The 19,284-nt window shown below is 69.6% G+C and carries 18 protein-coding genes and 4 pseudogenes; 7 read left to right on the forward strand and 15 right to left on the reverse strand.

What is annotated here, in order from left to right:
• Nucleotides 1-89, forward strand: a pseudogene (locus ADK54_RS44655) (IS5/IS1182 family transposase); the annotation flags it as partial.
• Here the strand turns inward: ADK54_RS44655 and ADK54_RS42935 are convergent.
• Nucleotides 52-318 (reverse strand): hypothetical protein, encoded by a 267-nt coding sequence (locus ADK54_RS42935; protein WP_078966143.1) that lies wholly within the window; start codon nt 316-318, stop codon nt 52-54. The pseudogene ADK54_RS44655 and the gene ADK54_RS42935 overlap by 38 nt on opposite strands.
• Nucleotides 319-537: 219 nt before the next feature.
• On the opposite strand from ADK54_RS42935, the pseudogene ADK54_RS45700 reads away from it, so the two are divergent.
• Nucleotides 538-663, forward strand: a pseudogene (locus ADK54_RS45700) (IS5/IS1182 family transposase); the annotation flags it as partial.
• Between the two features lie 27 nt (nt 664-690).
• Here the strand turns inward: ADK54_RS45700 and ADK54_RS05580 are convergent.
• The 9 genes and pseudogenes from ADK54_RS05580 to ADK54_RS05620 all read right to left on the reverse strand — a co-directional run bounded on the left by ADK54_RS05580 (nt 691) and on the right by ADK54_RS05620 (nt 11,612).
• A complete protein-coding gene (locus tag ADK54_RS05580; RefSeq protein WP_053724393.1) occupies nt 691-2,172 on the reverse strand; it encodes an NADH-quinone oxidoreductase subunit NuoF family protein in 1,482 nt (493 codons plus the stop codon).
• Nucleotides 2,169-3,002: a hypothetical protein gene (locus ADK54_RS05585; RefSeq protein ID WP_053724394.1), complete on the reverse strand. Its 834-nt coding sequence runs from the start codon at nt 3,000-3,002 to the stop codon at nt 2,169-2,171. Before ADK54_RS05585 ends, ADK54_RS05580 begins: the two co-directional genes overlap by 4 nt.
• A gap of 572 nt (nt 3,003-3,574) precedes the next feature.
• On the reverse strand, nt 3,575-4,144 hold the full coding sequence (locus tag ADK54_RS44660; protein WP_107090464.1) for a transposase: 570 nt from the start codon (nt 4,142-4,144) through the stop codon (nt 3,575-3,577).
• Nucleotides 4,145-5,483: 1,339 nt separating this feature from the next.
• The gene (locus tag ADK54_RS05590) at nt 5,484-5,993 is read right to left on the reverse strand and encodes an RICIN domain-containing protein (protein WP_053724395.1); all 510 of its coding nucleotides are present in this window, start codon (nt 5,991-5,993) and stop codon (nt 5,484-5,486) included.
• A 231-nt stretch (nt 5,994-6,224) separates the two neighbouring features.
• Nucleotides 6,225-7,130 carry a hypothetical protein gene (locus ADK54_RS05595; RefSeq protein ID WP_053724396.1) on the reverse strand — a complete coding sequence of 302 codons (906 nt, stop codon included), beginning with the start codon at nt 7,128-7,130 and terminating at the stop codon, nt 6,225-6,227.
• Between the two features lie 870 nt (nt 7,131-8,000).
• Nucleotides 8,001-9,464: pseudogene (locus ADK54_RS42950) on the reverse strand (DHA2 family efflux MFS transporter permease subunit).
• A gap of 26 nt (nt 9,465-9,490) precedes the next feature.
• Nucleotides 9,491-10,237 carry an MBL fold metallo-hydrolase gene (locus tag ADK54_RS05610; protein ID WP_053724399.1) on the reverse strand — a complete coding sequence of 249 codons (747 nt, stop codon included), beginning with the start codon at nt 10,235-10,237 and terminating at the stop codon, nt 9,491-9,493.
• 44 nt (nt 10,238-10,281) lie between these two features.
• Nucleotides 10,282-11,085, reverse strand: coding sequence for an alpha/beta fold hydrolase (locus tag ADK54_RS05615; protein WP_053724400.1), 804 nt, complete (start codon nt 11,083-11,085; stop codon nt 10,282-10,284).
• A 110-nt stretch (nt 11,086-11,195) separates the two neighbouring features.
• Nucleotides 11,196-11,612, reverse strand: coding sequence for an ester cyclase (locus ADK54_RS05620; RefSeq protein WP_053724401.1), 417 nt, complete (start codon nt 11,610-11,612; stop codon nt 11,196-11,198).
• Between the two features lie 100 nt (nt 11,613-11,712).
• Here ADK54_RS05620 and ADK54_RS05625 point away from each other — a divergent pair, with 100 nt between their 5' ends.
• Complete coding sequence (locus ADK54_RS05625) at nt 11,713-12,324, forward strand: helix-turn-helix domain-containing protein (protein WP_159047637.1); 612 nt, start codon at nt 11,713-11,715, stop codon at nt 12,322-12,324.
• A gap of 2 nt (nt 12,325-12,326) precedes the next feature.
• On the opposite strand, the gene ADK54_RS45705 is transcribed toward ADK54_RS05625, so the two are convergent.
• Entirely contained in the window at nt 12,327-13,310 is a 984-nt protein-coding gene (locus tag ADK54_RS45705; protein WP_159047638.1) for a helix-turn-helix domain-containing protein, read from the reverse strand.
• 149 nt (nt 13,311-13,459) lie between these two features.
• Here ADK54_RS45705 and ADK54_RS05635 point away from each other — a divergent pair, with 149 nt between their 5' ends.
• On the forward strand, nt 13,460-14,245 hold the full coding sequence (locus ADK54_RS05635; protein WP_053724403.1) for an SDR family NAD(P)-dependent oxidoreductase: 786 nt from the start codon (nt 13,460-13,462) through the stop codon (nt 14,243-14,245).
• A gap of 15 nt (nt 14,246-14,260) precedes the next feature.
• Here the strand turns inward: ADK54_RS05635 and ADK54_RS05640 are convergent, their stop codons facing one another.
• Nucleotides 14,261-14,503, reverse strand: a complete 243-nt coding sequence (locus ADK54_RS05640) for a hypothetical protein (protein WP_159047639.1) — start codon at nt 14,501-14,503, stop codon at nt 14,261-14,263.
• A gap of 59 nt (nt 14,504-14,562) precedes the next feature.
• Between ADK54_RS05640 and ADK54_RS05645 the strand changes: the two genes are divergently transcribed.
• Nucleotides 14,563-14,769, forward strand: coding sequence for an AsnC family protein (locus ADK54_RS05645; protein WP_053724405.1), 207 nt, complete (start codon nt 14,563-14,565; stop codon nt 14,767-14,769).
• A 238-nt stretch (nt 14,770-15,007) separates the two neighbouring features.
• Here ADK54_RS05645 and ADK54_RS05650 read toward each other — a convergent pair whose 3' ends face one another.
• Complete coding sequence (locus ADK54_RS05650; RefSeq protein WP_053724406.1) at nt 15,008-15,253, reverse strand: hypothetical protein; 246 nt, start codon at nt 15,251-15,253, stop codon at nt 15,008-15,010.
• 116 nt (nt 15,254-15,369) lie between these two features.
• Here ADK54_RS05650 and ADK54_RS47275 point away from each other — a divergent pair, with 116 nt between their 5' ends.
• Together ADK54_RS47275 and ADK54_RS05655 are read left to right on the forward strand one after the other, a co-directional pair.
• Nucleotides 15,370-15,576, forward strand: a complete 207-nt coding sequence (locus ADK54_RS47275) for a helix-turn-helix domain-containing protein (RefSeq protein ID WP_234391936.1) — start codon at nt 15,370-15,372, stop codon at nt 15,574-15,576.
• 160 nt (nt 15,577-15,736) lie between these two features.
• On the forward strand, nt 15,737-17,635 hold the full coding sequence (locus ADK54_RS05655) for a ricin-type beta-trefoil lectin domain protein (protein ID WP_234391937.1): 1,899 nt from the start codon (nt 15,737-15,739) through the stop codon (nt 17,633-17,635).
• 198 nt (nt 17,636-17,833) lie between these two features.
• Here the strand turns inward: ADK54_RS05655 and ADK54_RS05660 are convergent.
• Both ADK54_RS05660 and ADK54_RS48710 read right to left on the reverse strand, forming a co-directional pair.
• A pseudogene (locus ADK54_RS05660) lies at nt 17,834-18,673 on the reverse strand (LysR family transcriptional regulator).
• Nucleotides 18,674-19,129: 456 nt separating this feature from the next.
• A partial coding sequence (locus tag ADK54_RS48710) for a helix-turn-helix domain-containing protein (RefSeq protein WP_159047640.1) occupies nt 19,130-19,284 on the reverse strand: 155 nt, incomplete at its 5' end.

Genomic DNA, 19,284 nt, shown 5'->3' on the forward strand with positions numbered 1-19,284 from the left:
GGCGCCTACTGCACAAGCTCCGCTGCAGCACCAACCGCATCACCGACATCGTCAAGGCCGTCGTCGTCCTTCACCACGCCACGACGTGAGGTTGGAAAACCCTCCGTACTGCAGCCGGGTCGACTCACCATGGTCCACGACCTGCTGGGGCGTCGATTGCCGGATATAGATCACCGCGAGGCGGTCGCGGTGCCACGGCTGGACCTTGCCCTTAACCCGTTCCCACGGCGCGGCCGTCATCACGCTCACCGGGATCACCCCGCCCGTCGCGACCGGGAAGGTCACCACCCGCGCGGCCAGAGCCGCCAGCAGGCGCACCGCCAGCCGACGATTCAGCTCCGGAACGGCTCCCCACTGCGGGATCTGGGGAGCTCAGCGACGACGCATTCGTCCATCCCGACTCACCGCCCTCCTCCTGAGCGGCCTGCCTCTCCCGCAACTGCCGCACGACAGCAGCGGCCCGGAGCAAGCCGTCCACCCCTACGACCGGGACATTCCCCGCCACAGAGTCGCCTATGCTGGCATTATGGCTTGCTCCTTGAGCGGTGCTTCAACCGGCTGAAGCAGCTGAAGCAATGGCGTGGCATCGCGACCCGCTACGACAAGACCGCCGAGTCCTACCAGGCAGCCGTCACCCTCGCATCACTCCTGATGTGGGCGTGACACTTTGACGACAACTCCTAGGGGGCGTCATACGGGACGGCGGAGACGCATTGCCAGGGCCGGGCACTGGTTGACGGCGCGGCGGGCGTCGTGTTCCTGCCAGGGGGCGACCGGGATCGTGGCGGAGGTGGGGTAGCCGTGCGGGCCGAGGCGGATGAGGCCGGGGGCTAGCACGGCGCACAGACCATGGCCGGTGCAGCGGGACCAGTCCACCTCGAGCCGGGCGCCCTTCGCGGGTGGGAGGGGCAGTACTCCGCGTACGGGTCGGCCGCAGCCGGGGCCGGACAGGTGGGCGTCGACGTCCTCGGAGAAGACGTCCAGCGCGGTGAGCAGGAAGCGGGCCGTGCCGTCCGGGTGCGAGCATGCGCCGCCGGCCTGGGCCGCGCCGAGGGCTCGCCGGCCGTCTTCCAGCACCGCGGGCTCGACAGCACCGGCGGCCAGCATGGCAAGCGCCTCAGCGGCTTCGGGCAGGCCGCGTTTGCACGGTCCGCACTGGCCGGCGGACTCGGCCGCCAGCCAGGCCGCTACCTGGGCGGTCTCGCCGAGCGGGCAGGTGTCGTCGGGGAGCGCGATGATCGCGCCCGCACCGAGGGTCCCGCCGAGGGCGGCGAGACCGGCGCGGGAGAGCGGAGCGTCGGCGGCCTCCGATGGGCGAAGCCAGGCGCCGTGATAGCCGCCCACCAGCACTCCGGCGCCTGGCTGGAGGCCACAGGCGTCCAGTACCGGGCCCAGCTGGGTGCCGGTCGGAACTTCGACGACGAGCGGATCGGCGCCTGGCCGGTTGACGGTGAGCAGGATCGTGCCGGGCTCGGCGGCGGTGCCGACGGCGGTATAGGCGTCGGGTCCGAGCCGGGCCGCGATGGCGAGTTGGGCCCAGGTCTCGGCGTTGGAGAGCAGAGTTGGGCGGCGGCGCACCCCGCCCGCTGCGCCGTCGGCCGCCCGGGCCTTGAGCGGCGCCGGTGTCACCGGCAGACCGTTGATGCCCCGGATCAGGGCCCCGGATTCGCCGGAGACGAAGCGTTCGGGCAGCGATACGGTCCGGGCCGGGCAGGGAAGTTCACGCTCGGCAAGGGCGGCCGGGACCGATATCTCGCCGGGGCTGCCCGCGGCGACGCCGATCACGATCTCCGCGGCGTCGAACGCCGCCGCGGCCAGGCAGGCGCCGTCCAGTACCAGGTGCGGCACACGGGCGAGCAGCATCTTGTCCTTGACACTGGCCGGTTCGCCCTCCGCGCCGTTCACCACGATGACCGGCGCTGTGCCAGTGCGGTCGGCGGCGGCGAGCGTGGCCCGGGCTTTGCGGGCGAACGGGAAGCCGGCGCCGCCGCGGCCGGACAGTCCGACGGCCTCGGCGAGGGCGAGCAGATCCTCCTGGTCCGATTCGGGGAGTGGCGGGTGGACATGGGTGTGGGTGGAGAGGTCCATGCGCTGATGACGGTCGAGGCCGGCGGTCAGCCGGCCCGGATCCACCCAGCGCACCTCGGGCAGCTTCAGCGGGGCGTTCTTCATTCGCTGCTTCCGGGTTGGGCCAGGCGGAGCGGCCGGGGCCCTGGTCGCCTGGCGTGCTTCGGCTGTTTGGGTACGCCGTTACTCTGAGCGGATCGGAGGGCCGCCGTTGTCGGTGCTGCGGGCCAGGCGATCGGGCGGGCGCCGGTCGTGGGGCGCGGGGAGCGCGTGGACAGTGCGGACAGCGCGGCTGGGTGGACGGCAGCGGGCCGGTATGCCTTGGCGTCGCGCCGACGTCGGCTCCGCGTCCGGTGGCGGCCCAGATGGGAAAGGGAACGGACCAGCAGTGCGAGTGCCACCAGGGCCGCGCACAGGCCGTAGCCCCAGAGCACCCACGCGTGCGCCTTGCGCCCCGCCGTCAGCCCGTGCGCCAGGGAGATCGGCCAGCAGACGTATGCCGTCGAGTGCAGCACCCGCCACAGCCAGGGGCGGCGGCCGGCGAAGTGGCCGCGGAGCACGCCGGTGGCCGTGATCAGGACGAGCAGGTCGGCGGCGATGGTGCCCAGGCTCGCTGCGAGGGCGGTGCCGCCCGTGAAGGGGACCACCGCGGTCTGCGGAGCGGCGTGCCGCTCGACGACCTTGACGGCGATGTGGATGGCGAGGAAGCCGAGCGCCGCCACGGCGCTCGCCCGGTGCACCGACTGCACGGCCACCCGCAGTCGGGGGGTCAACACCAGCCGGTCGGTGGCGGCGAGCCCGCATGCGACCACAGCGGTCAGCGAGAGCAGGGTGAAGACGCCGGCGAAGTAGTCCAGGAAGGCCATCGTCCGGCCGACTGCTGCGGCCGACGCGGTACCGAGCCCAGGACGGGCGAGCAGGGCGACGCTGGACATGGGGCACCTTCTTCCTTGCGCTCGGGTTGCGCAGCCAAGCCGTGGCGGGACCGGATCGGGATTTCGCATGCCCACGTCGGAGGGGGGGGCATTGCCGGGACGTGTGGCACCGGCGGCACTACACGGCAGGGCACATCGTTAGCCCGGACCCAGCCCCGTGCCAACCGCTCCTGATACGGCCCACGACCGTATCGACCCCGGCATCGACACCGGTTTTCCGGGCGCAGGTGGCAGTTTGTCGCCAACGACCGTGCCTAGTAGTTGCCGAGAGCGACGTGACCAGGCTCACCTGTGCAGGTGCGGGCAGAGTCAAGATCCCGGGCAAGGCGATCGCCTGGTCCAGCAGTACTGCGATCACGAAGAGTGCGGTATTCGCGGAGCTCGGATTGTCGGACACCGAGACACCGGCGGGCCGGGGGAGCTGGTGTCGGCTGACTGCGGAGATGAAGTCGGCAGGAGAGCCGCGCGTGTGGATCAGGCGGCCCCGGTGCGGCACAGTCCGGCCTTCATGAGGTCGGCGAGAGGATCGTGCGGTATCACCGATTCCGCCTCAGAGGCGCTGCCCTGGGTCTTCAAATGGCCCCGCTCCCGAGCTGCGGAGATGGCCAGGATGGGGCCACTTCTAACCGCCCTCGAACGCGTGGCGGAGCCAGCGCGAGCCGCCCCGGTTGGGGCCCGCTGTGGCTCTGGCACCGATCTTGGGGACCGGTCGTGGAGGGTCCCTGGAGCAGGATCATCTTGCGGAGCAGTGCGAATCCGGCGCGTCCGTACAGCTGCATTTTGATCTTCTTGATGCGTGCCGCGGCGCCCTCGGTTCCTCCAGAACTCCAGTGCAGGGTCGGTCCGGCGACCACGGCCTCCAGGTCGGAGCTCAGTCCACGGGCGAAGCCGGTGATGCCGGGCAGTGCCACAGCGCAGGCGGCGTCGATCCAGTCCGGTAGCCGGGCGCTGGTACGCGTGGTGAGCATCTCCCCGGAATCGCGGACCAGTTGGTGGGTCTGCTCCAGTGCCGGACAGGCAACCTGCACGGCCTTGAGCTGCTGAGCCTCGTCTTGGGTGAGCGGTCCGGATGCCGGGTGATCCAGCCGACGACCATGCGCACCGATGGTGCCGCAGCAGCCGGTGCCGGGGCATCGGTCCATTGCAGGCGGGTACGGGCCCAATCACGCAAGGTGGTGTACGGGACTGGTCGGCCATACTCGGCGAGTTCCCTGCGTAGTTCCTTGATGGAGATCCTTCTGCCGGTCTCGTCGATGCGTCGTTGCAGGTAGAACCGGTGGACGTCGAGATGGCTGGTCCGGGTGTGGCGGCCGGTAACGGTGTCCTGCCAGCGGGCCGCGCGGGCGTACCTCTGGACGGTGTGCTGGCCCCAGCCCGGGTGGCGTGCTATGGCTCGCAGGCTCATGCCCTCGTTCAACAGTCCGTGCACCATGGCGTGGTGAGTACGTCGACGCTCCGCACGCAGCCCGGTCGGCAGCGGGATCGGTACGGGACTGGCGGCGCGCACGTCGTCGCTCTCTGCCTCCCCGTGTGACGGGCAGGTCGGGTCCGTGCAGGTCGTCGCGGTGGGCGGCGATGCACTTCTCGACGGCCTGGCTGAGGTTCTGCAGCAGATGAAATCCGTCAGTGACGTGCAAGGACCAGAGTGCTCCCTCCCCACGGGCACGGATGGCTGCCGACGGCAGCCGGGGCCGGGGAGTTGTGGCATGTGAGTGTCGGAGTCCGCGGCTAGTTGCGTCTCCACCGGCCGGACGTGGCCAGTGGCGTCCTTCCGGCACGCGCCGGTTCACTTGCCTGCTCGCGGCCAAGAACTCGACGGCCCCCTCTTGGCCTGGCCAGAGCGGCGCGGCCGGAACGCACGGATCGGAGGACCCTTCCCGTATCGCCGCCGCCCACGCTCCTGCAACAGAGCGCGGTTCGGTGCACAGGAGGAACTGCGACCCGGACTGCGCGGCGACGCAGGGCTCTGTTGTGCAGGATCCTGCTGACCCAGAAGGACCCATTTTCCGGACCGGGTGCATAGCCCGCAATGAATGGCCGAATAGCGCCGTTCGCGACGTCATTGCTGGTCATGAGGTGGCGAACAGGGACGAATGATGACGTTGGATCAATTCTTTGCCGTGAAGGGGCGCATGAGCTCGCGATACGGCCCGAGGTGAGTGGGACGCGGCTCGACGTGGACGTCGATCCGCTGTGCGAGCAGGACCTGACTATGCCTGGCCGGGGCTGGGCCGGTCCGCGACGCTCCGGTGGCAGGCGGTCGAACTTACGCGGCGCCATTTGGTTGGTACGGCCAAGGCATAGCCCTCATCGGTGACATCACGGGCCACCGCGGCCCGTCGGCAACGGCTGTGCCACCGTCATGAGCCCTGTGGAAGAGCGGCGCCCATCTACCGGCCTCCGGAGGCCGGTAGAGGCTTCGAGATGTAACGCGGGTGGAAGTCGGGGCCGGGAGTCTGCCCGGCCCCGATGGGACGGTGGTTATTGCTGGTGCCACCTGTCGTACTGGTCAGAGGGATCGCAGGGAGTCGTCTGCACAAGGGTGCCGTTGCGCACGCTGGGCGTCGACAGGCAGAGCCCGCTCGACACGTTCTGCCACACCTGGTACCAGCCCGAGGGCGGCCCGTTGGGGTTGTCCGCGAAGAACACGCGCCACTGCTGGGCGGTCGCGGCGGCGTTGCAGAACCCCATCCCGACCGTCCCCGACCCCGCAGCGGGAGCGGTGATGCACCGCCCCGTGTGCTGGTTGGTGAAGGTGAACAGACCGGTCTGGGTGTTGAACCCCTCAAGCCATTTCTGTTCGGAGCCGCCGGTGCACGACCACATCTGGAGCCTGGCGTCGTTCTCGGTGGCGTTGTCGAGACAGTGGCTGGAGTTCCAGACATTGATCGGACTGAAGCCTGCGGCCTGCGCAGGCGCGCCGGCCAGGGCGATGGCCAGGATCGCCAGCACCGCCGTGACGAACGCGAACAATCTGCGTCGGATGGACATGGAGCCTCTCCGGATGCGTCGTTGGAAGATCAGCGAGTGAAACTGCTGCTCATCGATCCCGGGGCACGAAGTCCCAGGTGCCCGGGGGATCGCATGCGCGAATTCCGCTTTCCTGGGTTCCGCCCTCAGCTTGGTGATGCCGGGGTGAGGTGTCGAGCTGTCTTCCGGCCAGCCGACCGATGCACCGTGCACATGGGTCCGTACGACGCTGTGGGGCGGAGCCATTCATGGTCAGGCGCTTCCGTCGAACTGCGGGCCCAGCAGGACCTGGGCCCAGCGGGAGGGTCCGGGTCCGGGATCGCTGACACAGAACCAGAGGGTGCAGGTGCCCGTGGGGTCCTGGAGGGCGGTGAATTCGTCGGCATGGCCGTTCCGAGGGAGTTCGGGCCCGGGATTGCGTCGGCGGCTCGACCCTCGGAACGCTGATAGGTCGGGGTGGAAGTCCTCGCGCGGAGGGGCGAACACGTCGATGAGCGTGTGCGGTCCTGCTCCCACGGCGCGGATGGTGTGAACGACGGCCGGCGGGATCAGCGTCATCGAGGGGCTGTTGACCTGGACGTGCGCGTCGTCGCGCCACTCACTCATCCGAGGGGTCCAAGGGGCCCTGAGGTGGTGGGCGTAGCGCCCGGGGAGGGTCACCGACATCTGCTCGAAGTCCTGGTGGGAATGGGGCGAGAGCCGTTCGGTGTCGCGCGGCCCCTCGTGCACCGGAAACCGGTTCACCATCAGCGACGCCGTACGGAAGATCCGGCCGAGGCGCCCTTCCCCGTCGGGTACGTCACGCAGGCGATGGATCCGGATCACGTCCTGGCCGGACTCGGTGGTCTCCGGCAGCGGTGCGGCTCGCAGGTCTGCCGTGGCGCCGTGGTTGACGGCCTGTTTCATCTGCTCGTCGCAGCGGGCCATGAACACCCGCGCCACCGTCGTCGCCGACGCCGCACGCACCGTGCTCGTGCCGGCCGGTACGACGACGAGCGCAGGCTCGGTCACCGACGCAGGTGCCCGACTGCCGTGCTCCGCCTCCACCACGGCGTCGTCCTGGACGAGCAGTACGTACTCGTCGGGCAGTTGGTGCTTCGTGAGACGGTCACCCGGTGCGAGCTCGGTGACGGCCACCACGAAGTTCCGGCCGCACACGGACCACGTCCAGCTGCCGCCGGCGGAGACCAGATCCGGGTCACGCTCCGACGTCTCGTCGACGACGGGGGCTTTCTGCGATTGAGGGGATGGTCATCGGACCTCTCCTTCGTCACTGCTCCCCGGGAGTTGTGTGAACGCCTTGAGCCTCGTGCCGGACCGGCCGGGGAACAATCGCGAGTTTCCGAGCGCATCGATCGGCCGAGCCGAACCATCCGGAACCTCAGGGCGTCGCGCTCACCGTCCGTCGAGTTCTTGGCGCACGGTGGCGGCGATGCGGGTGAGCGCGGTGCCGAGGTGACGGCGCTGAGCGGGTCGAACACGAGGCGCTTCACCTGCGCGACGTGATCCGGAGCGCTCGCGACGAGCTTATGCCGGCCGGTGTCGGCCAGTGTGGCGAGGGTGAACCGGCCGTTGGCGGGTTCGGTCCTGCGGGCGACCCAGTCGCGGGCTTCGAAGCGGTCCATCACCTTCGACAGCCGGGGCTGAGTGCTGTCGCAGTCCCGGGCCAGGTCGCTGAGCCGCATCGTTGCCCCGTCGGACATGGAGAGCCTGGCCAGGACGCCGTACTCGAAGTTGGAGATGCCGGCATCTCGTTGCAGCTGGCGGTCGAGAGCCACCGGAAGTGCGATGACGACGGTCAGCAGCGCCTGCCACAGCTCTTGGAGGAAAGTGCCATGAAGACAGTGCGATACCACGCCTTCGGCAGCAGTGAGGTCCTGCGTTACGAGGACGTCGAGCGGCCGGTCCCCGGTCCCGGGTCGACACGGCCGGCGTGGTACGAGTGCTGTGCATCAGGACTCCGGCGCGGGGAGGCTGCCCGGCAAGACCGTCCTCATTGCTCCCTGATCCCCGCCGGCAGGAGGAGGGTTACGCCGACCGCGGTGGCGGGGTGCCGCTCGCCGCGTCGGCGTCCTTGACCGTCAGCGCGGGCAGGACGGCCACGACGGCCAGGAGCGCGGCGGTGAGGAACGCGACGTGGTACGCGGAGAGGTTCGGCGTGGAGAGGCCGGCGACCGTGTGGGTGGTGCCGACGGCGGCGAACACGGTGGCAAGCAGGGCGATGCCGGAGGCGCTGCCGAGTTGGCGGGACATCGAGAACAGCGATGAGGCGTGGCTGGTGTCCGCCGGGGAGATGGTGGCGAACGTCGCAGTCTGGGTGGAGATGACGACCTGCCCCATGGAAAGGCCCATCCCTAGCATGAGCAGCCTCATCCACGACAGGTCGCCGCGTGAGTCGATGAGCGTCATCAGCGCGATGGTGACTGCCACTCCGGCCAGTCCGAGGGAGATGAGCCGTCGGGGGCCGAGCCGGCGGTAGAGGATGCGGGAGCCGAGCTGGGCGCCGAGCAGCACGCCGACTGCCTCGGGCAGGGTGTTGAGCCCGGACTGCAACGCGGTGAGGCCCAGGCCCAGCTGGAAGAAGAGCGGGACGATGAACAGTGCGCCGAGGAACGCTGCCGTCCCGACGGCCATCGCCGTGTTCGTCGAGCGGAACAGCTGGTTGCCGAGCAGACGCAGCCTCAACAGAGGCGCGCTGGCGCGTAGTTCGACTCGTACGAGCAGTGCCAGGACCGCTGCGCCGACGGTGATGCTGCCGAAGATCTGAGCGTGCGTCCAGCCGATGCCGGGGCCTTGGCTGATGCCGTACATCACGGCGGCGAATCCCACCCCGGACAGCACGAATCCGGTCAGGTCGAATCGGCTGGGGTGCGGCTGGCGCTGTTCCTGGAGGAAGAGCGTGCCGAAGGCGATGGCGGCGATGCCGATGAAGAGGTTGACGAAGAACACCCAGCGTCAGGTCAGGCCGGTCACCAGCGCGCCGCCGAGCACCGGGCCGAGCGCCGGGGCCACCGCCGTGGGGATCGTCAGGATCGAGGAGGCGCGCAACCTCTCGTGCGGAGGGAATGCGCGGTAGAGCATGGCCATGCCGACCGGGGTCATCATGCCGCCGCCCGCGCCTTGCAGTACCCGGTACGCCACTAGGGCTCCGAGGGTGTCTGCCAGGCCGCAGAGCACCGAGGCGACGGTGAACACCCCTATGGCGATCAGCAGGATGCGCTTGGGTCCGAAGCGGTCGCCCAGGTAGCCGGCGGCGGGGATGAACACCGCCAGGCTGACCAGGTATCCGGTTGCGACCGCGTCCAACGAGGCTTCGGTGACCGCGAATTGGCGGCCGATCGCCGGCAGGGCCACGTTCACGATGGTGATGTCCATGATGTTCATGAACATCGCCGCCACGAACACGACGCTGACACTGGTCTTCTGACTCACTTGTCGCTTCGCCCCGGGCGGCTTCGCGGCAGGGGCGAACGGAGAGACTTGCTCGATCATGGCTGCGCTCCTGGGGGCGGGCGGGCTCAGAGCTCGACGCGGATGCCGGGGTCGACGATGCGGACGCTGGTTTCGGGGGCCAGGTCCCGCGAAGCGCGCTGGTAGCGCAGCGGGTTCTTGTCGCTGTCGGCGATCAGCCGGTCGCCGAGGAAGCCCTTCGTGAAGGCGTAGTGGTGGGGGACGGCCAGTTCGGGGCGCAGGAGCGCGGTCAGTTCGGCGGCCTCGTCGGCGTTCATGACGACTTGGAGGTTGTTGGCAGGCCGGATGCGCAGCCCGTTGGTGGGCAGCAGGGCGAGGGTGATGTGGCCGAGCCGCTTGGGGATCTCGGTGAGCTCGGGGATGAGCATGGTGTCTCCGGCGAAGTACACCGCGTCCGAGCCGGCGCGCAGGACGAAGGTGACTTCGTACACGCCGTGTCGGGCGGGCGTCGCGGTGATGGTGACGCCGCCCAACTCGACCTGTTTCCACGGGGCGAGGGCGGTGACGTCGGTGAAGCCGTGTCGGCGGGCGGGGCCGACGACGGTCTCGGCGACGAACAGCGGGACCGAGCGGTCGCGGTAGGCGGCGAAGGCGTCGAGGTCGCAGTGGTCGTAGTGCTCATGGCTGATGAGTACGCCGTCGAGCCTTGGCAGATCGGCGACGGAGAGGGCGATCGGCTCGCCCTGGTAATAGCCGGGCCGGGTGCTGAACCAGGGGTCGGTAAGGAAGGTTCGGCCGCCGATCTCTATCAGGTGGCAGCTGTGGGTGATGCGGGTGACCGCGGTCTTCGGCATGGTTGTGGACCCTTCGGCGAGCGGGGGAGCGGGTGGGTGGTGGGCTAGCGGGCGAAGACGGAGAAGTCCGTGTCCGCGCTGTCCCAGATCGCGTGGACGACCAGGTCGGGGGTCTCCAGCTGGGGGGAATGCCCGGTCTCGGGGAGGAGTCGGAAGCGGGCCATCGGTATCGCGGCGGCGTAGGCGCGTCCGTATTCGGCGTCGACGATCCCGTCGCTCTCGCCCCACAGCACGAGGGTGGGGATCTCAAGCGTCCCGAGGCGCATGAGGAGGGTGGGGTCGGCCATGGCGGAGCCTGCGTACGTGGCGATCGCGGCCCGGTTTCCCGCGGCGATCGCCTGGGCTGCCGGGGGCAGGGTCGCGGGGTCGATGAGGAACTTCTCGGGGTGATGGAAGCTGAGCCGGAAGATCTCGTCCATGGTCAGGGAGAAGAAGTCGGCCACGGGGTGGCCGGGCACCTCGATGCCCACCGCGTCGATCAGGACGATGCCGCTCACCCGCGGGGACTTCAGCAGTGCGATCTCCGCGGTGATCCAGCCGCCGATCGAGTTGCCGACGACGGTGACGTCGGCCAGGTCCAGCTGGTCGAGCAACTCCTGGTAGAGCGTGGCCAGTCCGGTGACGGAGTCCAGCTGCTCGGGGCGCTCGGTGCCGCCGAAACCGGGGTGGGTCGGGACGAGTACGCGCACCTGGTGTGCGGCGGCGAACTTCTCGGCGAAGCCGGTGACGGACTGCGGTCCTGCCCCGCCGTGGAGCAGCAGGAAGGGCTGACCGGATCCGTAGTCGGCGAGGGAGATCCGGACCGGGCCGATCCCGGCCGACTTCACGGTATGCGCAACGGTGTTCATGGCTCACTCCTTGTGTTGTCGTCGAGCCTAGGAAGCCTGAGGTGGCAGGCGCTTGAACCACCGCGCCAGCTGGACAGAACATCGGCGCCACAGGCAGTGCGCCCAGAAGGTCAGTGCAGGGCGCCGGTCTGTCGCAGCAGACCGACCGCGTCGGCGACGGCCCAGTGCTCGGCCCACTGCCCGTCCTCGTAGCGCACGACGTCCATCACCCTGAACTCGACCTGCCGGCCGGAGGCCGGGACACCGAACCACGAGCCGGTGTGCCTGGCGCGGAACACCTTGTGCGTGGCCACCAGATCTCCGGTCGCGACGCAGTGCACGATCTGGACACGCAGTTCGGAGAACGCCTCGTGCAGGGCTGCCATGACCTCGCGCACCCCTTCCCGGCCCTGGCTCTGCCCCGGTTCGGCGGTCCGGTTGCGGAAGTCGGGGCGTACGAGCTCGTCGATCAGCTCGAACCGCCCCCGCTCCTGCACCTGTTCGACGAAGAACCTCATTCGGTCCTCGGAGGATCGCTGTCCGGTCATGCCGCACCACCCGAAGTCGATGAATCGCTGTCGGTCGCGATCGTCTTCCGAGTCGGCGAACCGGGTCCACGAACTTGCGAGAACTGCAAAACTTACGGCCATGGAATCTGCTTCGGTGATCCCCCAGCAGCACCAAATGGACCTGGTTCTCGCCGAGTTGGGCCCCAGGCTGCGCGCGCTCCGCCGCGCCGAGAAGCTGACCCTTCAGCACGTCACGCTGCTGACCGGCATCGGTGTCTCCACGCTGTCGCGGCTGGAGGCCGGCAAGCGCAGCCCCTCGCTCGATCTGCTCGTTCCGCTCGCGGCGGCCTACCGGACCCCTTTGGAGGACCTGCTCGGGGTTGCTCAGCACGCGGGTGAACCCCCGGTCGTCCAGTCACCCCGACGACGCAGCGGCATCGCCGCGCAGCGCCTGTCGCACCACGTCGGCGGGATCCAGGTCTACCGGCTCATCCTGCCCCCGCACCAGAGCCCCGCACCGCGGCGGCACGACGGGTACGGCTGGCTGTGCGTACTGGTCGGCGAGGTTCAACTGGTCCTGTCTGGACGTGACTTGACCCTCGGCGCGGGTGACGCCGCCGAGTTCGACACCCACGAACTCCACTGGTTCGGCGCGGCGGGCGAGACGCCGGCCGAGGTGCTCTTCCTCGCGGCCGGGCCGGGAGACCGGCTGCGTCTGCGCGTACGTATGACGGGGGAGCCCGACGACTGAGCTCAGTCCGGGACTGCCGAGCGGGCGTACTCGGTGGGTGTGCGGCCGTAAGTCTTCTTGAAGGCGCGGATGAAGTGGCTGCTGTCCGCGAACTGCCAGTACGCGGCCAGTTCCGAGACGCTCAGCCGCCCGGACGGTGCACTGAGGGCGAGGCACGCCTCCTCCAGCCGCCGCTGACGGATGTAGGCGGTCACCGACTCTCCCGTCGCGGCGAAGGCCCGCTGCAAGTTCCGTACAGAGACGTTGAGTTCGCGGGCCAGCATCGTTCCTGACAGCTCGGGGTCGGCTAGGTGGGTCTCCGCGAGGTCCTTGGCGGCCTGGGCGAGCGCGGAAGCCAGCTGGGGCTCCGCGTCGTCCACGCCACCCCTTGCCACGGCCTTGACCAGTTCGATGAGTGCGCCGTGGGCGGCCTGTACGCCTGCCGGGCCCAGACCGGTGACCGTCTCGTAGATCATGTTCGAGTGGGCTGCCAGCAGGCGCACCTCGGCGGAGTCCGCGGGGCCGGCGATGCTCTGCCGTGCCCCGAGCAGTGGTTTGAGCAGGGTGGAGGGTAGGACGAGGACCTTCGCCGTCGTGTCGGGGGCGGTCTCGAAATGCAGGGGCTTTCCTATGTGACGGAGCAGGAACTGCCCTGCGGATACGGTCTGTTCACCCTGGGCGAGCGGGGCGCCGAGGCTCCAGGAGCCGCGCCGCACGACGTACATCCGCACCTGGTCCTCGACGCCGTCCAGAGGGCCCTCGGTCCGGATCGCCGATGCGCCGTGGAGATCGGTGATGGCGACGTCACCCACCTTGGTGGCGCGGCTCTTGACCCGGAAGTCACGCACGGTGGCCGGGCTGAAGGTCGGCAGCGGGAAACCGTCGCCGATCTCCGTCTCCCAGCCGCTGCGGAAGGCGTCGAACGGTTGCGGCGCGGTGGCGGGGTGTGCGGGATCCCCGGAGGGCGCCTCGCCCGGCACATCGGCCTTCACATCCGCGCTGCTCATCGACAGTCGCCCCCTCCGTGTACACCCGGCGCCGATGTTCCACCCGGCTGGCGCCGTGGTTCAAGACGGTGCTGTGCCGATCTTCCTAGCCTGAACAGGCGGAGACAACCCCCCGTTCAGGCAAGGTAGTTACCAAGAAGGAGACGCTTGTGAGCCAGCATGAGGGCACCCCCGTGGCTGTTGTTACGGGGGCCGGTAGCGGCATCGGAGCAGCGACCGCGCACCGGTTCGCCGCCGACGGGTACATCGTGGTGCTCGTGGGCCGCACGGAAGCGTCACTCCAGCAGACCGTCAAGGAGGACCCGGAGGGTGCGGAGATGCACCCCTGGGTGGCGGACGTGTCGGACCCCGACGCGATCACCGCGGCCATGGACGGGGTGGCGACTAGGTTCGGGCGCTTGGACGTCCTGGTCAACAACGCCGCGGTGGCGATCCCGGGCACCGTCGACCAGATCGACCTGGACAGCTACCGGACCATGACGCGTACCAACATCGACGGCGTCTTCTTCGCCTCGCGGGCCGCACTGCCCCATCTGCGGGCGGTACGGGGCTGCATCGTCAACGTCGGGTCCGTGGCCGGGCTGCGTGGTGAGTGGAACCAGGCCGCCTACAACATGACGAAGGGCGCGCTGGTCACTCTGACCAACTCCATGGCGCTGGACCACGGCAAGGAGATCCGGGTCAACGCCGTACACCCCGGCGCGACGCTCAGCAGCCAGTTCCTGCGCGAGGCACTCGCCGAGGGGACTCCGCTGCACGAGCGCTTCGCGGACCGCGTGCCGATGGGCCGGCCGGCCGAACCCGCCGAGATTGCCGCCGCCATCGCGTTCCTCGCCGGTCGCGACGCCCGGTATGTCAACGGCGTGCACCTGCCCGTGGACGGCGGACTCACCGCTTCGGACGGTCAGACCAACCTCTACAAGGCCGACGTCTGACTTCCGGGATGCCGGTCATGCCGTCACACCCGTCAGTTTCGCGGTCGCCTCCCACAACCTGAGCGCGGTCTCGGTGCGCCGTGCAGCCCGGGAGGGCGTGCTGACCTTCGGGTACTCCTGCGTCCCGGCGAACAGCGTTGGCAGCGCGCCGCGTTCGGGGTCGTTGAGGAAGGCGCGAAAGGCGTTGATCCGACGGGCCGCGGAACGGCTCGCCAGATTCGTGGTGGCGACCCCCAACGCCCGCCTGTCGCCGGGCAATCGTCACCGCGGGTGCATCCGACGCCAGGCCATCAGACCAGGGCTCAAGGGACGGCACGATGGATGAGACGGACAAGCTGGTGGTCTCGGCGCTGCTGGCCAACGGCGCGAGCGCCTCCTGGACGGTGATCGCCGACGCCCTGGACCTCGGCGAAGGCACGGTCGCAGGCGGGGCAGTCGACTGCTGGACTCCGGGCTCCTCGCGGTCACCGCCCTGGAACCCCTACCGCGCCTGGGGTGGCTGGCCCCTCATCCTCGTCTTCTGAGTGCTCGACAACAACGAGATCTTCGCCTTGGTCCACCCCCGCAACCGCGATGAACGCAATGAACTGACCCTGCGTCACCTGCCCATCGCCGGCGAGTCCCTCGATCTGCGCGCCCTGCCCGTCCCGCGCGCCTACACGCTCGCCGGGCCGCCCCAGCCGCCCCTGCTCACCGCCGTCGCCGTACCCACACCGACGACGTCTACCGCCTCCTGGCCGAAGAGCTCCCCTCTGTGGTCGATCAGCTGGCTGGGGCCGCAGCGGAAGAGCTCGGTTTTCCGGGCACGGTCTGCTGGCCGAAGAAGGGGTCGTCCATCAGGTGGGCCCAGCCGCCGTCCGGCTGGCGTCGGAGGATCTCCGTGGTGGTGGAGACGACGGGATCGGGGCCGATACCGGTGAGGGTGGCGGTGCTGGATACCAGGGCGATGTCGTCGACCTGTCGGATGTCGCGCAGTTCGAGCCACGTGCTGACCTCCGGCGGCGTCACCGCCGGCCTCGATCTGTGCCTGCACCTCATCCGCCGCGATCACGGCACCCGACTGGCGAACCAGCGAGCACGTCTGCTGGTCGCCGCGCCGCACCGCCGACACGGCCCGACCGCCCATGCGTTGGCTGCTCGACGCACGGCTCGGCCTGGCACGGGAGCTCCTGGAATCGAGCGACATGACGGTGGAATCGGTCGCACGGCGCTGCGGCTTGGGCACGCCGGCCAACTTCCGGACCCTGTTCAAGGCCCACGTCGGAGTACCGCCCCGTACGTACCGCGAAACGTTTGCTGTTGTTCTCGCAGGTCTTCCGGTGAATGGCTGATGCCGGCCGGACGTGTGGGGAATGGCGGGAATGCGGTGAACCGCTGTGGGGCCGGAGCCGTTCCCCTCAGTGGCGTCATCTGACGTCGGGCCCCACGGCCGGCTCCCAGCCGGCCATTGGGCTCTTGTGCTCTCAAGTGTCCCGACCGAGGGGAACGTTGATGCACGCTCATCGGCTTCTTTGGCGCATCGGCCCCGATACCCACCCGCCGGGCAGGGCCCGGCGATTACGCACACACCTGTCCCTCCTGACGGCGTTCCTGCTGGCGTGCGCGGGGATCGCCACGGCCACCAGCGCGGCGCGGGCCGTCAACGGCGACGGCACCTCGCCGTTCGCCACGTACAACATGCACGGCTCCGACAACGGTTCACGCTGGACGTCGGAGGTCGAGCGGCTGGCCGCGACCAACCAGCTGGTGGCGCTGCAGGAGGCGGGTGCCGGGCCGCCGCTGCCGGCGCACGACAACGACCGGACCGAGTTCCAGCAGATCCGGCTCACGCCCAACCGTTCCCCCCAGCCCAGTTCCGTCCAGCGGGTGACCTGGGCGGGTGGCCCCAACGGCAGCAACCGGTACGTGTACTTCCTGCAGACCGACCCGCGCCGGGTCGCCGGCACGAACCTGGACACCTGGGACGGCGGCCAGATGAACCTCGCCTTCGTCACCGACACCCCGGCCGATCAGGTCAACGTGCTGGAGAACCCCGCCTACAACCCGGACCCCAACGCTCCCAACAACCGCTACAGGGCGCGCCCGCTGCTCGGTCTGCGGTTCGGCAGCACCTGGTACTGGAACACCCACGCCCGCGGCGAGGACGTACAAGGACTGCTCGGCCAGGTCCGCGACTTCATGGGCACCCCGGGCCAGCGCGGCCGGAACTGGGTCCTGGCCGGCGATTTCAACGTCAACATCCTCCACCGCTCCGATGACGAGGCCCGCAACCAGTCGCTGCACCTGCGCGCGGACGAGGCCCTGCTGCGCACCGGCCAGCCGACGTACATCGGCGGCGACACCCCCAGCGAGCTGGACTACGCGATCACGCGCGGCGTGCCGGGAGGGTTCACCGCGACCGTCCCGAGGGGCGGCGGATCCGACCATGTGCCGGTGGAGTTCGCCCGCACCCCGCCGCCCGTGCGGGCGCCGCTCCCGTCCCACGTCTTCCACAGCGTGCTGGCCTCTCCGACCGGCGGCCTGCTGCAGGAGAACCCGAACCGCTCGATCACCATCGGGGACGCCCGCTACAACGGCAACCAGACCTTCCAGATGTTCACCACCGACGCGCTCACCCACTACCTCCAGAACGTCGGCACCGGAGACTGCGTCGCGATCGCGCCCAGCGCCCGCCGGGACGCCTCCACCCCGATCGTCGCCGGCAAGTGCGACGACCCGCGCGCGCAGTGGACCATCGCCCACCTCGATGACCCCCCGGCCTGGAACGACGACAACGGCGGACCACAGCGCTGGCGCAATGTCGCCGTCCCCGGACTCTGCCTGGCCCCGAACGGCACTACGGTGACCGCCGCGCCCTGCACCCAGGACGCCGCCCAGCTCTGGTGGGACAACGCCGCGTCCCCGCCCGCGAGCTGGCAGACGACCGGCGACAACGTCCGCCTGGAATCTTCCTGGCTCGGCGGCCGGCTGCGCAGGGCCGGCAACGTCCCCGGGACCTTCGTCTACACCCAGCCCACACCGCCCCGCTGGTGGTGGATCTACTGGCTGTTCTACGAGCGGCAGGACTTCGGCTGGAACATCCAGCGGATCAGCCGGGACGACAACCTGGTCCGCATTCAGAGCCTGAGCGGTACCAACCAGTGCCTGGGCAGCAAGGACGTCCACGCCACCACTCAGACAGCCGCCCTGCTCTACACGTGCGACGATGCCCGCGGCGTCGCCGGAGCCGGCCAGCGCTGGCTCGCCGAGGCATACCCCGACGGAAGCATCCGCTACCGCAACGAAGCCAATCACCTGTGCCTGCTGGCCCCCGACGCCGACCACGGCACCGTCAACCTCTACAAGTGCCAGGACATCCCCGCCGAACGCTGGAACATAGTCAACCCCTGAACCCTCGCCGGGCCGTCTGGACACCGCACACGCGGCCCAGGCGGCCCGATTCAGATCCCGCCCCGGCCGGCCTCGTCATGTGGCGGGGCACGTCTGCGCTGCCTGCCCCTGGCCCGGCTTCCCCAGCCGCTGGCGTGACGGCCCCTCGGGGCGCTCGCGCTGGCGACGGGCGGGCGGCAGCCTGCGGGGCAGGTCCGGTCAACGACGTGTTGCCAGGTGGACCAGGTCGGCAACCGCGCGCAGTCGGCTCTGCGTCGGCCAGGCGATCACGGTCGTCACGGGTGGTGCATCCAGGACCGGCACTGCGGTGAGATCCCGGCGCAGTTCGGCGCCGACGGACGCGGGCATGATCGCGGTGGTACGGCCGAGCGCGATCAGTTGGAAGAGCTGTGTCAGGTTCCGTACCTCTGGACCCGGTCCCTCCGGGTAGCCGCCGCCGGGACCGGGCCAGCGCGCCATCGGGAGTTCCAGCAACGCGGTGACCTCGGCCATCCGGATCCGTGAGCGGTCGGCGAGTGGATGGGAGGTGGGCAGGACCGCGACCTGCCCCTCGGTGTACAGGGTTTCGGTATCGAGTCCGGCCGTTGAGTCGAACGGCGAGTGCAGCAGAGCGACGTCGGCTTGGCCGTCCTGCAGCAGTTTCTGTTGCTGGTGGGCCTCACAGAGGAGCAGATCGACGATGGCCGCGCCGGGCTCCGCGCGGTAGGCGTCGAGCGGTCTGGCCAGCCACTCGTCGGCGGCGCCGGACTTCACGGCGAGGACGAGGCGGGGGCGCCGTTGCGCAGCCTGCTGGGTGCGCCGCTCGGCCGCGGCCAGCGCGCTGAGGATCGCGCGCGCCTCGGACAGCAGTACGGCTCAGGCTTCGGTGATCGTGACCTTGCGGGTGGTGCGCTCCAACAGTGCGACGCCGAGCTGCCGTTCGAGCCGGGCGATCGCGCGGGACAGCGGCGGCTGGGCGATTTCAAGACGCTGGGCGGCCCTGCCGAAGTGCAGTTCCTCGGCCAGGGCGACGAAGTAGCGCAGCTCGCGTATCTCCATGCCCGCACAGTAGTTGGCGGGACAGTCGACTTATGTCGCCCGGGTATTGGTGCGATACCGAGGCGGTGTTGGTGCATGGTCGAAGCGCGGCGATGCTCGCTGTCATGAGCGGAGTCGTGCCGTGGTGAAGATCCCCTGTGTTCCTGCTCGGTCGGGCTGCAGTTCAATGCGCCCCGTCATTGCCGTGTGAGCACACCAGGATCGTTCGGAGCACCTGGGCCTGCGACGGAACGGCGCCGCAGGGAATCGGGCGTTAAGTTGCTGAAGCAGCTCGCGGGCGTCGGCGGCCACCTGCTTGAGCCGGGCTGCCGGGCTGGCCACCGCCACCGCGGTCGAGGAGACCTTGCAAGGGCCCCGCGGAACCGCAGGAAATTGCAACGGCACTTGCACCGCGCTCGCGCAGCCGGCCCCTGTTCTGCGGGATCTGCTCACCCACGCCCAGCTCAACGGGGAGCGTCAGGCCGGCTGGGATCGCTGCCGGTACTGGAGAGGTGAGCAGCCCAGGTGTTTCCTGAAGACGCGGGCGAAATTTCCCGGGTTGGGGAAGCCGCAGCGGCTGCCGACCTGGGATATGAGTTCGTTGCTCGTGGTGAGGAGGCGGCACGCGGTGT

The sequence above is a fragment of the Streptomyces sp. WM6378 genome (assembly GCF_001279695.1).
Classification (GTDB): Bacteria; Actinomycetota; Actinomycetes; order Streptomycetales; family Streptomycetaceae; genus Streptomyces.